This window comes from Daeguia caeni (assembly GCF_042653845.1).
GTDB lineage: Bacteria > Pseudomonadota > Alphaproteobacteria > Rhizobiales > Rhizobiaceae > Brucella > Brucella caeni.
Map to the genome: position 1 here is coordinate 115771 of NZ_JBHSEL010000125.1, position 12938 is coordinate 128708.

Genomic DNA, 12938 nt, shown 5'->3' on the forward strand with positions numbered 1-12938 from the left:
CCAGCTGGCGCTTGAAGACAGGCCGCAACATGCCCGGACAAGGAGCCAATCAGTTAGACGAAGATGTTTCAGGTCATCGATAATCAATGACAAGGTTTGTAAATTTTTAGGCCAAAAAAAGGCAAGACGTCAAATTCTGCCCGACTGTCCTGGTGCGGATGCGCCAGAATCAAAATGCCCCTTCAAACGGAAACAGCAAAGCCAAGCCGTTCAAATATATTAATAAATTATTAACAATTACATTCAATTTTCATAAGCTCTTGATTTAATGAAAAACATTTCTTCCTCTGCACAGTCAAAACCTTGCCTTATTTTCCGAATGCCTCAACTATTCTCATTTACAGCGGTTTTGCACCTTCATTCCGCACAGGATGACCAGGTTTGCCAGTCCGCACAGGCAAATCCTTCAACTTTGCGCAACACGATGTAACACAGTGTGACAGGCGAGATCAGAGCATGAACATGGGGATGTACATCCCGAATCGGGCCAAATGAAAAGCACGCCGCCCTTGCGGAAGCGCCCCCCGGAACATGAAATGCCAGAATCGGTCAGCCGAAGGAATAGCCAGCCCCGCGCACGGTGCGGATCGGATCGCCGCCGGAGCCAATATTGAGCGCCTTGCGCAGACGACCGACATGAACATCAACCGTGCGGTCATCAACATAGATATCCGGCCCCCACACGCCATCCAGCAACTGGCTGCGCGAGAACACCCGGCCGGGCGCCATCATGAAATATTCAAGCAGGCGAAATTCCGTCGGGCCAAGTCGTATTTCAATGTCATTGCGATAAACACGATGCTGCTGGCGATCCAGAACAAGGTCCCCTACTTTCAGCACATGGGACAACAGGCCTGGATTGGCCCGGCGCAGCATTGCCTTCACGCGGGCGATGAGTTCCGGTGTCGAGAAGGGCTTGACGACATAATCATCCGCCCCAACACTTAATCCCCGTACCCGCTCGCTTTCCTCGCCGCGTGCCGTCAGCATGATGATGGGCAGGCGTTCTGTTTCCGGCCTCTGGCGCAGACGACGGCAAAGCTCGATGCCGGAAACGCCCGGCAGCATCCAGTCGAGAATAAGCAGGTCTGGCACATTTTCCCGCAAGGCAATTTCCGCCTCATCGCCGTGCAAGATGGTTTCAACCTGATAACCCTCGGCCTCAAGATTGTAACGCAGCAAAACGCTTAAAGCCTCTTCATCTTCAACGACAGCAATTCTGGGAATCCGAGACATTTCATCCTTCCCGTTAGCACCATGGCCCGTTTCGTCTGCAAATGCGCTGCATGGCGCAGGCCAGCACGAAGGGGTTTCAAGATAAGCAATCCCGTCTCGCGGTTCCAATCGAACCGCGATGATTGCCCGTCAGACTGCATTCAATTGCGCCGGATCGCCTTAAGGCTTACGGCTTTCGTCCACGACAATACCGTGGCTCAGATCTTCCTTCGGACGTTCAGCCGGCATTTGCGCACCCGTCACGATATAATAGACCGTTTCGGCAATATTGGTCGCATGGTCGCCAATGCGTTCAATATTCTTGGCGCAGAAAAGAAGATGCGTGCAGGCAGAAATATTGCGCGGATCTTCCATCATATAGGTCAGGAGCTCGCGGAACAGCGAGGTATACATTGCGTCGATCTCGTCATCGCGATCGCGCACAACATTGATCTGCTCGATCGAGCGTGAGGCATAGGCATCAAGCACTTCCTTGAGCTGGGCCAGCGCCAGTTCCGCCAGCGCCTCCAGACCGCGATAGAGCTTGACCGGCTGGCGCGATTCAGACACCGCAGCCACACGCTTGGCTATGTTCTTGCCGAGATCGCCGACGCGTTCGAGATCGGCCGAGATACGGATCGCACCAATGATTTCCCGCAAGTCCACCGCCATCGGCTGACGCTTGGCGATGATAGTCACGGCCCGATCATCGATCTCACGCTCACTGGCGTCCAGGATCAGGTCATCGGAAATGATGCGCTGCGCCAGCGCATTGTCGGCATTGACAATGGCCGCAACCGACTGCTCGACCATACGTTCGGCATGGCCACCCATTTCAGCAATCTTGTGAGCCAGGAACTTCAGTTCCTCGTCGTATGAACGAACAGTGTGTTGGGACCGCATGTTGGACCTCGTATGAACGGAATGGAAACCTTTTGTTTGTCGCAGTTCCGGATGGAAAACCGGTTCCCACTTTTCCTGGAACTGCTCTAGCCGAAGCGGCCGGTGATATAGTCCTGGGTGCGCTTTTCCGTTGGCGCGGTGAAGATCATTTCCGTATCCCCCACTTCCACCAGATGGCCGAGATGGAACATCGCAGTGCGCTGTGAAACACGTGCGGCCTGCTGCATGGAATGTGTCACGATGACGATGGTATAGTTCTGGCGCAGCTCGTCGATCAGCTCTTCCACCTTGGCGGTGGCGATCGGGTCAAGCGCCGAACAGGGTTCGTCCATGAGAATCACTTCCGGGCTCACTGCAATGGCGCGCGCAATGCAAAGGCGCTGCTGCTGGCCGCCCGACAGGCCGGTGCCGGCATCATGCAGACGATCCTTGACCTCATCGAACAGGCTTGCCTTCTGCAGGCTGGTGACGACGATTTCCTCCAGATCAGCCTTCGACTTGGCCAGACCGTGAATGCGCGGGCCATAGGCCACATTTTCAAAGATCGACTTCGGAAACGGATTCGGTTTCTGGAACACCATGCCAACGCGGGCGCGCAGTTCCACCACGTCGATTTTCGGATCGTAAATATCTTCATCATCGAGCGTGATCCGCCCCGTGACGCGGCAGCCCTCAATCGTGTCATTCATGCGGTTGAGCGAACGCAGGAAGGTCGACTTGCCACAGCCCGAAGGGCCAATGAGCGCCGTGACCATGCGCTCCGGAACATCCAGATCAACGTCAAACAGTGCCTGCTTTGTGCCGTAAAATACGGAAACCTTCTCACCACGCATTTTGATTGCAGGGGCGTTGTCGGTCATTTTATCTCCTGCTGCTTTATCGAGAGAGCGTTCAGTCATCAGATTCATCGCTTCGTCTCCCGTCTACCAGCGGCGCTCAAAGCGGCGACGCAGAATGATTGCGCTAATGTTCATCACGGCAAGGAACAGAAGCAGCACAATGATAGCGCCAGACGTGCGCTCCACAAAGGCGCGTTCTGCTTCATTGGCCCACATATAGATCTGCACCGGCAGGGCCGTGGCCGGATCCATCGGGGTGGCGGGAATATCGGCCACGAAGGCCACCATGCCGATCAACAGCAGCGGCGCCGTTTCGCCCAGCGCATGCGCCAGACCGATGATCGTGCCGGTCAGAATGCCGGGAGCGGCAAGCGGCAGGACATGATGGAAGACCATCTGCGTCCTGGACGCGCCAAGGCCGAGTGCGGCAGCGCGAATGGATGGTGGTACGGCGCGCAAGGCAGCACGCGTGGCGATGATGATCGTGGGCAGCGTCATCAATGTCAGCACCAGACCGCCGACAAGCGAGGCCGAGCGCGGCAAGCCAAAGAAATTGATGAAGACGGCAAGGCCAAGCAGACCAAAGACAATCGACGGTACCGCTGCCAGATTGTTGATATTGACCTCGATCAGATCGGTAAACCGGCTCTTCCTGGCAAATTCCTCAAGATAGATCGAGGCGGCCACGCCAATCGGCAGGGACAACACCAGAACAATCAGCATCATGTAGAAAGAGCCAACCAGAGCCACGCCAAGGCCGGAAGTTTCCGGGCGGCTGGAAGCACCAAAGCCGAACAGGCCCTTGTTGAAGGCCTGATACATTGCGCCTTCATCTTTCAGCTTCTTCATCCAGGCAATCTGGCGATCCGAAACCTTGCGATTGGCTTCCGGCACGGAAAGATCAATCTGTCCCTTGAAGGCAGAATCGATATTGGCTGCAGCAAGCACCGGAATGGTCTGGGTGGTGCCGATCAGATCAGGATTATTCATCACCATCTGGCGCAGCTGGACGCGCACGCCATCAGAATAAAAGCGGCCAAGATCACGCATGGCCATGCGGTCGTTCTTGTCCACGCCCAGCCTTTCAGCCAGTGCATTGCGGACAAGCTGCGGATAATTGGCGGTGATCAGCACATTCGGATCAGTGGTGCGCTGCTTTTTCGGATCAATCACCATTTCGTCAATCCTGACGGCGAGATCGATCGTCGTCTGCCAGAAGGCGCTGTAGCCTTGCGAGAAAACCGACCACAGCAGGGCGCACAAAAAGAAGACGCCAACCGAAATGGCGGCAATTCCGTACAGGCGGAAGCGACGTTCAGCGGCGTAACGGCGCTTCAGACCGATATCGCGACGCACAGGCTGCGCGGCCTGACCAGCGGAGGTGAAGGTCGTATCGGTCATTATTCGTACTGCTCCCGGTATTTGCGCACGATATAGAGCGCAAAGATATTCATGATCAGCGTCAGGACGAAAAGCGTGATGCCAAGGGCAAAGGCAACCAGTGTCTGCGGCGAGTTGAACTCAAGGTCACCCGTCAGCTGATTGACGATCTTCACCGTAATGGTTGTCATCGCTTCGAACGGATTGATGGTCAGGCGTGCCGCGACACCTGCCGCTAGCACCACGATCATCGTCTCGCCAATGGCACGCGAGGCCGTCATCAGCAGCGCGCCCACAATGCCCGGCAAGGCCGCAGGCAAAACAACGCGCTTGATCGTTTCCGATGTGGTGGCGCCAAGCCCAAGCGAACCATCACGCAGGGAACGCGGTACCGCGGTGATGATGTCGTCAGACAGCGACGAGACAAACGGGATCAGCATCACGCCCATGACCAGACCTGCAGTCAGCACGCTTTGCGCCATGATGAAGCTGTGGCCACCGGCAATCGCGGCACTGAGATCGCGCAGGAAAGGGCCGACCGTTACCAGCGCAAAAAAGCCGTACACAATGGTCGGAATGCCGGCCAGCAATTCCAGCACCGGTTTGACCACCGAGCGCACCTTGGGCGAGGCATATTCGGCCATATAGATGGCCGAGAACAGGCCGATCGGCACCGCAAACAGCATGGCGACAAAAGCGATGTAAAGCGTTCCTGCCAGAAGCGGCAGAAGTCCGAACTGGCCAACCGCACCGGCAGACCCTGCCGCGGCAAAACGCGGATCCCAGACCGTGCCGAAAAAGAAATCCGCAAAAGAAACCGTCTGGAAAAAGCTGATCGTCTGGAACAGCAGGGAGAAGATGATGCCAATCGTCGTCAGGATGGCAACGCCAGAGGCGGCAATCAACCCCCACAGCATGATGCATTCGACATTGTTGCGCGCGCGCATGCGCCGTCTGATCGTGGACAGACCAAAGATCACGCCTGCGACTGCAATGACCAATGCGATGGCCGCACCGATATTGCGCGCGACACCGGTGGCCCTTTTGATATAGAGGGCAACCGGAACCATATAGTCCTGCCCCTCGCTGGCAAGGGCAACCCCCTTGCGGGCAAGAAGCTGACGGACATCCGTATAGTTGGCCGGCAAATTTTCCAGCTCGGCTGGCGTCAGGCGCTCCAGCCCCTTGGCAAGGCCACGCACCATGCCAAGCTGCAGGCTGCGGCTGTTGGCATTTTCGCTCTGCACCGCATCGGGCAACTGGCTCGTTGCACTGTGCTCGATATAGACTGAAGAAGCGATGGCCCAGATGGCCAGAAACACAATCGCCGGAAGGGCGGATACGGAAAAAACCCACCAGCCATGATAATGCGGGCGGGAATGCATCTTTTCTTCACCAGAGCGGGCAGAGTGTCTGTCCAGGGCGACGGCGCGCTGGCGTCCCAGGAAAAACCCGACTAAGCCGATCGCAACGACACTAACAAGAACCAAAAAGAAGGACATTCAATTTCCTCGGTTGTCCTTTGCGGCTTGACCATTTGCGCATTGTGGACGGGAGGTCAAGCTCCGCGCAGTGCGCGCCTCACGTCTTATCGCACAAACCCTGAAGTAAAAGAATGCGGAGGCTGGATACCCCCGCATTCCACAACAGTTCAGTTTTTGATTTCCAGAATCCTGCCTTCTGCAAAATTCACACGCTGTTCCTCACGTTCCGCATCTGGCGCAGGCACAAGACCATAATCGGCCAGCGGACCATCTGGTCCCACCATCTGTTCGGACAGGAAGAAATCGACGAATTCCTTCAGTCCCGGAACGACACCCAGATGCGCCTTCTTGACATAGAAATAGAGCGGACGGGAGACGGAATATTCACCGGAAGCAACCGTTTCAGCCGATGGTGTTACGCCATTGATTGTGGCCACACGCAGCTTGTCGGCATTGTTTTCAAAGAAATAGAGGCCAAAAACACCAATGCCGGTCTTGTTCGAACCAATGCGCGCCAGCGTTTCGCTATAGTCGCCATCAATATCGACCGCCTTGCCATCCTTGCGCACGGCAATGCAGGCTGCTGCGGCTGCCTTGTCATCAAGGCCGGTCTTCCTGATTTCATCCAGTGCGCCGGAGTGTTGGCAGCCTTCGGCGAGAACCTTTTCCTCAAAGACTTCGCGCGTGCCGTGCTTTTCACCCGGAATATAGGCGGCAATTTCCCAGTCCGGCAGATCAGGGTTAACCTCGCTCCATCGTCTATACGGATTATCAACCAGCTTGCCATCGATGACCAGCCGGGCCGCCAGCGCCTTGTACACATCTTCCGGCTTCAGGTTCCATTCCGGCCCCTTGGCGTCTGTTGCAAAGACAATGCCGTCATAACCGAAACGAACTTCCTGAACCTCCTTCACGCCGGCATCGATGCAGGACTTCAGTTCGCTGTCCTTCATCGGGCGCGAGGCATTGGCAATATCGATGGTGTTTTCACCAACGCCCTTGCAGAATTCCTTGATCCCAGCACCTGAGCCCCCGGATTCCACGACCGGCGTCTTGAAGTCGGGATAGATTTCACCAAAAGTCTCGGCCACAATCTTGGAATAGGGCAGAACAGTCGAAGAACCGGCAATCTGCACCTGCTCGCGCGCGCTGGCTGAGGAAGCCGACAGCACGGCAGCAATTGCAAATGCTGCAGTCGTGGAAATCATCATCTTCATGAGCGAATGCTCCTGTTTGAAAATCTGTGACGACCCGACAAAGACGCCATGTCGGCTGGCCTTGTGCCGGCCCTGTCGTCGCCAGTCTTCTAACTGCTCAATATTACAGTCATGTGACAGTAATATAACAGCTTTGTATCAAGGCTGGATGACATGATCTGGCCGGCAAAATGAATGACGGGGCTGATGTCGGTTCGCGCACGGCAATTTCCCGCCGGTCAGTGTCTCAACGCAACTCAGGTCGATATTTTAATCACAATGCACTCTGGCCACTAGCTGTTCCCACAAAATCTGGATAATTGCCATGCGACAACCTGAAACGAGAGGGGCCTATGTCCTATTTTCCCAATTGGCGTCTGACCAATAACAGTACCGTCATGCCCGATGAACGCCTTCCTGCCGTTCCAGCGGCTGCGATGGGCATCCAGCATTTGCTGGCCATGTCCGGCTCGACCATTGTTGCGCCGCTTCTGATGGGTTTTGACCCCAATGTTGCCGTCTTTTTCTCCGGCGTCGGCACGCTTCTGTTCTTCATCATCACCGGTGGCCGTGTTCCTAGCTATCTTGGCTCGTCCTTTGCCTTTATCGCCGTGGTCATTGCCGCCACGGGCTATGCAGGCAGCGGCGCCAATGCAAATATTGCTGTCGCTCTTGGTGGCATCATTGCCTGCGGCGCGCTCTATGCCGTGATCGGCCTTGTTGTCATGGCGATCGGCACAAGATGGGTGGAAAAGCTCATGCCACCAGCCGTTACCGGCGCGATCGGCGTTTCGATCGGCCTTAATCTGGCACCTGTTGCCGTCGGCCAGCTCAAGGGCACCGGCGCGCACATGACCATTGCCTTTCTGACGGTTCTGTTCATGGCGCTGATTTCGGCCTATGGCCCGCTGGCCACCAAACGTATCGCCGTGCTGCTTGCACTGCTGTTTGGCTATGTGCTGGTGCTGATCCTCGGCAATGGCCTCGGTCTGGTTCCGGGCATTGAATTTGCCGCTGTCGCCGCCGCACCATGGTTCGGTATGCCGAACTTTACCGCGCCTGAGTTTTCATGGCCGGCAATCACGCTCATTGCCCCGGTCGCCCTTGTGCTGGTTGCAGAAAATCTCGGTCATATCAAGGCGCTTGGCTCGATCACCGGCTACAATATGGATCGCTATATCGGCCGTGGCTTCCTTGGCGATGGTCTGGCAACCATGATCTCAGGTGCTGGCGGCGGCACGGGTGTGACGACCTATGCCGAAAATATCGGTGTCATGGCGATGACCAAGGTCTATTCGACCCTCATTTTTGTCATTGCGGCCGTTATAGCCATTCTGCTCGGCCTCTCACCGAAATTCGGCGCGATCCTGCAGACCATTCCAGCCCCTGTGCTGGCCGGTCTTGCCCTTGCTGTCTTTGGCCTGATTGCCTCTGCGATGGCGCGCATCTGGATCGAAAACAAGGTCAATTTTGCCGATCCGCGCAACCTGTTCACGGTTGGCGTTGCCCTGATACTGGGTGGCGGCGACTTCACCCTGAACATCGGCAGCTTCGCGCTTGGCGGCATCGGCACATCGACACTGGCAGCTCTGGTTCTCTATCAGCTGCTCAGCATTGGCCGCCGCGACGAAGCCTGATCAGGCAAAGATATGCCGACATGAAAGGGGCAGCTAAAGCCGCCCCTTTCTGCTTCACGCATTTGGCCGTGACAGAACATAAAGCGCAGAAGCCAGCATGAAGATGGCAACCGCAATCGCAAGCCAAATACCCGGATGCGCACCCCACCAGAACAGGCCATAGCCCAGAACCATGCCGCAACAGGCGTAAAACTTTGCGCGTGGCGGTATGGCTCCGCGTTCACGCCACTTGATGATCAATGGACCAAATTGCGGATGCGCCAGAAGGCGCGCTTCAAACCTTGGTGATGAACGCGCAAAAAACCAGGCAGCCAGAATGATGAAGATCGTCGTCGGCATGACCGGCAGAAAAGCGCCGATAATGCCAAGCATGAGCATCAGTACCCCAAGGCAAAAATAAAGCGCCCTCGCTGTCGATGACAGGACAAGCAGGCTTCCGTTTCCGGTTCTCTTGCGGGGCTTGTTCAGCGCCTTACTCCATCGGCATGTTCAATCAGCAACCAGTCTCTGGAGTTATAGACACTCGCCGCAGGCGATGAAAGCTGGCTTTTCAGGCGCCCCGCACAACGGGATCCGCAGAATGGTGCCCTGTCAAAATGACCATTCAGGCGCACACTCAACCAAAGGTTGGTAAAAACCCTCAAAATGGGCACATTTTGACAACTTGCGATTCATGCGCCAAAACTTGAGCTTCAAATAATTTTTGCATGTCTGAAAGGCGCGCACGCCGTGCATCAAAGTTCTGAGCGCCGAACCAACTTTCCGATTGCATCGATTCCAGACACGCAACAGCAGAATCTTAAAAAGCAGTAAACTGTTTTACACAATCAAAAACATCATATTCAAAATATTCATCAAAAAACCTTGAGAATCAAAGTAATTTTCATACAGTACAGTACATCCTTCTGCTCACGATATATATCGAAAAGTCTAACAATATTCTCAATCGAACCACATCGAGGCCATATTTAGATTCCAGTTGGCACGGGTCTTGTTCAGGACATCTGCACAGACACCCCGTCAACAACGCATGGAATTGGTATGACCTTCAAAACCCGTATCGCTATGCTCGCCCTTGCAGTCTCCGGCATGATCTCGGTCTCGGCAATTGAAGCCTCAGCAGCGCAATGCGGTAGCGCCTCCTGGTACGCTCTCAACTCCCGCACCGCCTCTGGTGAACGCATGAACCCGCATGGCCTTACCGCCGCCCATCGCACCTTGCCATTGGGCAGTAAAATCAAGGTCACCAATCAGAAGAATGGCAAGTCGCTGGTCGTGCGCATCAATGATCGCGGCCCATTCATCAAGGGTCGCGTGCTCGATCTCTCAAAAGGTGCAGCCAGCCGTCTCGGCTTCGTCGGCGCGGGTCATACAAAGGTCTGCTTCACTCCGGCCTGACGGGCAGAAGCCTTTTACGCATGCCTTGATCCCAAAACAGGCCCACTTTTGGGAGGCATGACTTTTTCTGCGCATGCCTTGATCCCAAAACCGGGTTCCACTTTTGGGAGGCATGCGCGTCATCCACCTGAACAAATCCATCACACTTCTTGCCGGCTGTGAAAAAACACAGCCGGTTTTCCATTCTGGATTGAATCCTCTCTGACCTACACGCATTAACCATTAGTTAAGAACCTGGTGGCCGACCACCTGATCCGAATTGACTCGGCAACCCTTTCGACATTAACTTTTCGTTAATAATTGGCATCTGCCTCAAGGGTATTGAGTATGTTTTGCGTTGGTCACTCAATCCGGAAAGTGAAAGCTGCAATGGCTGTTGCAGCAACGATGCTGTTTGCTGGCTTTACTTGCGACGCCAATGCCAGCGCCTTCATGCAGACCGGAAAGATCACCTCGCAGCCCATTGGCCATTATGAATTCTGCAAGCGTGAAGCCGAAGCCTGCTCTGTGGTCAGCACCGATACACGGCCACTGAAACTCACGCCAGAAAACTGGCAACTCATTATCGAAATAAACCAGTTTGTGAATGACAGCATCAATCCGCTGACCGATATGGAAATTTATGGCGTCGAGGAATTCTGGGCTTATCCGACCACGGCCGGCGACTGTGAAGACTATGTGCTGTTGAAGCAGCGCGAACTGGGCAATGCCGGCATTCCGATCAGCAATCTGCTGATCACCGTGGTACGCAAGCCAGACGGTGAAGGCCATGCCGTGCTGACCGTCCGCACCGATCGTGGTGATTTTGTCCTCGACAATCTGACCGATACCGTTTCGCGCTGGGATGAGACCGACTATACCTATCTGAAGCGTCAGGCCGTCAATCATTCTGGCCGCTGGGTTTCCATCGAAACACCGGACAATCTGCTGGTTGGTTCGGTCAAGTAAACCACCCTTCCATATAGACAGGCAAAATAGACAGACAAAGAACCCGCAAGGTCTGGCTTTCACCAGCCTGTTCGGAAAAGCCGGCTGGCCGCGGCCTGATTTGCCCCCCTTCGGCGGCAGGGTTCACGCCCGTTGCAGGATCAGGCCGCCGCGATCAGACGATCCGCCCCCATACGGTAGGTAATGGCACCAGCCAGATGAATGCGCCCAACCTTTTCACTGCCATCCAGATCGGCCAGCGTGCGCGCGACCTTCAGGATGCGATGATAGGCGCGGGCGGAAAACCGCATTTGCTCGCTGGCATCACGTAACAGTTTCATGCCAGCCGCATCCGGTTCGGCCACCTGCTCGATCAGTCTGGCCGGACAATTGGCATTGGTCATTGTCGGATCAAGGCAAAGGGCTGCATAGCGCGCCGACTGGATGGCGCGGGCATGGGCAACGCGTTTGGCGACAGTTTCGCTGCGTTCCGCCTGGCCAGGCTCAATCAGATCAAGGGCCGAGACAGCCGGCACATCAACCCGCAGGTCAATGCGGTCAAGCAGCGGTCCGGAAATCCGCGCCTGATAGTCGATCTGGCAACGGATCCCGCGAGCACAAGTATGGCCCGGCTCACTGGCCATGCCGCATCGACACGGATTCATCGCCCCGACCAGCTGAAACCGTGCGGGATAGGTGGTGCGGTGATTGACCCTGGCGACCAGACATTCGCCTGTCTCTATCGGCTGGCGCAAGGAATCGAGCACCTGCGGCGAGAATTCCGGCAATTCATCGAGGAACAGCACGCCATTATGCGCAAGCGACACCTCGCCGGGACGCGCACGCAACCCGCCGCCCACCATGGCAGCCATGGAGGCAGAATGATGCGGTGCCCGAAAAGGACGGCGATTGGACAGCCGACCACCCGACAATTCGCCCGCAATCGATGCAATCATCGAAACATCGAGCAATTCGCGCGGCGACAGGGGAGGCAGGATGGATGGCAGGCGCTGCGCCAGCATGGATTTGCCAGAGCCGGGCGGACCAACCAGAAGCAGATTGTGATTGCCGGCCGCAGCGATTTCCAGAGCGCGCTTTGCTGTTTCCTGCCCCTTGATATCGGCCAGATCATAGGGGCAGTCATCAGAGACATGCAAGGCCGGTTCGGGCGGCGTCAGAACCTGCGTTCCCTTGAAATGATTGACCAATGCAATCAGGCTGCGCGGGGCCAGTATTTCGATATTGGCGCCAGCCCAGGCTGCTTCCGGCCCGCAGGCATGGGGACAGATCAGCCCCTTTTCTTCGCGATTGGCACCAATTGCGGCAGGCAGGACACCCGCCACCGCCATAATCGACCCATCCAGTGACAGCTCGCCCAGAACAAGATAGGACTGGATCGCATCCAGCGGGATCGCCCCCATGGCCGCCATCAGCGCGACGGCAATCGGCAGATCATAATGCGACCCCTCCTTTGGCAGATCAGCCGGGGCCAGATTGACCGTGACGCGCTTGGTTGGCATGGAAAGGCCAGAGGCGTGCAGTGCCGCCTGCACCCGCTCCCGGCTTTCTGCCACAGCCTTGTCGGGCAAACCAACAATCGACATGCCCATCTTGCCCGGTGAGATCATGACCTGAACATCAACCGGCACCGCCTCTATGCCCTGAAAGGCAACCGTCCCCACCCGTGCAACCATGTGCCCCCGCACAATGCAGCCATTTGTTGAGTTATTACTCAAATACAACCATAAGATTAAAACACGAACAGGAAAATCGTGCAAGAACGTTACGGAAATGCCACAGGGCATTTCCCGCCGCTCCGGAGAAATGCCCTGTTCCCGTTTGGAGCAATTCAGATTTTCATGGAAAAGCTGAATTGCTCTAGAGCATTTCACTTTTTGATGGAACCATATCCAGCACTGGCGAAGTAGTTTAAGCATTCGCCAGGTTGGATTGTCTGAA

General features: G+C 55.7%; 11 protein-coding genes. 3 read left to right on the plus strand and 8 right to left on the minus strand.

The window, feature by feature from the left end:
- Window positions 1-549: 549 nt before the first annotated feature.
- From phoB to ACFO1V_RS14785, 6 genes are all read right to left on the minus strand, one after another.
- Window positions 550-1236, minus strand: coding sequence for a phosphate regulon transcriptional regulator PhoB (gene phoB / locus ACFO1V_RS14760; protein ID WP_374830831.1), 687 nt, complete (start codon window positions 1234-1236; stop codon window positions 550-552).
- A gap of 159 nt (window positions 1237-1395) precedes the next feature.
- Complete coding sequence (phoU, locus tag ACFO1V_RS14765) at window positions 1396-2118, minus strand: phosphate signaling complex protein PhoU (protein ID WP_374830829.1); 723 nt, start codon at window positions 2116-2118, stop codon at window positions 1396-1398.
- Window positions 2119-2204: 86 nt separating this feature from the next.
- Entirely contained in the window at window positions 2205-3026 is an 822-nt protein-coding gene (gene pstB, locus ACFO1V_RS14770; RefSeq protein ID WP_374830827.1) for a phosphate ABC transporter ATP-binding protein PstB, read from the minus strand.
- A gap of 15 nt (window positions 3027-3041) precedes the next feature.
- The gene (gene pstA, locus ACFO1V_RS14775; RefSeq protein ID WP_374830825.1) at window positions 3042-4358 is read right to left on the minus strand and encodes a phosphate ABC transporter permease PstA; all 1317 of its coding nucleotides are present in this window, start codon (window positions 4356-4358) and stop codon (window positions 3042-3044) included.
- A complete protein-coding gene (gene pstC, locus ACFO1V_RS14780; RefSeq protein ID WP_374830823.1) occupies window positions 4358-5839 on the minus strand; it encodes a phosphate ABC transporter permease subunit PstC in 1482 nt (493 codons plus the stop codon). Before pstC ends, pstA begins: the two co-directional genes overlap by 1 nt.
- A 149-nt stretch (window positions 5840-5988) precedes the next feature.
- The gene (locus ACFO1V_RS14785; protein WP_374830821.1) at window positions 5989-7038 is read right to left on the minus strand and encodes a PstS family phosphate ABC transporter substrate-binding protein; all 1050 of its coding nucleotides are present in this window, start codon (window positions 7036-7038) and stop codon (window positions 5989-5991) included.
- Window positions 7039-7370: 332 nt separating this feature from the next.
- On the opposite strand from ACFO1V_RS14785, the gene ACFO1V_RS14790 reads away from it, so the two are divergent.
- Window positions 7371-8654, plus strand: coding sequence for a solute carrier family 23 protein (locus ACFO1V_RS14790; protein ID WP_374830819.1), 1284 nt, complete (start codon window positions 7371-7373; stop codon window positions 8652-8654).
- A 54-nt stretch (window positions 8655-8708) separates the two neighbouring features.
- Here ACFO1V_RS14790 and ACFO1V_RS14795 read toward each other — a convergent pair whose 3' ends face one another.
- Entirely contained in the window at window positions 8709-9122 is a 414-nt protein-coding gene (locus ACFO1V_RS14795) for a YbaN family protein (RefSeq protein WP_374831032.1), read from the minus strand.
- A 573-nt stretch (window positions 9123-9695) separates the two neighbouring features.
- Between ACFO1V_RS14795 and ACFO1V_RS14800 the strand changes: the two genes are divergently transcribed.
- Together ACFO1V_RS14800 and ACFO1V_RS14805 are read left to right on the plus strand one after the other, a co-directional pair.
- Complete coding sequence (locus ACFO1V_RS14800) at window positions 9696-10052, plus strand: septal ring lytic transglycosylase RlpA family protein (protein WP_374830817.1); 357 nt, start codon at window positions 9696-9698, stop codon at window positions 10050-10052.
- A gap of 327 nt (window positions 10053-10379) precedes the next feature.
- Entirely contained in the window at window positions 10380-11000 is a 621-nt protein-coding gene (locus tag ACFO1V_RS14805) for a transglutaminase-like cysteine peptidase (RefSeq protein ID WP_374830815.1), read from the plus strand.
- Between the two features lie 140 nt (window positions 11001-11140).
- On the opposite strand, the gene ACFO1V_RS14810 is transcribed toward ACFO1V_RS14805, so the two are convergent.
- Window positions 11141-12673: a YifB family Mg chelatase-like AAA ATPase gene (locus tag ACFO1V_RS14810; RefSeq protein ID WP_374830813.1), complete on the minus strand. Its 1533-nt coding sequence runs from the start codon at window positions 12671-12673 to the stop codon at window positions 11141-11143.
- Between the last annotated feature and the right edge of the window lie 265 nt (window positions 12674-12938).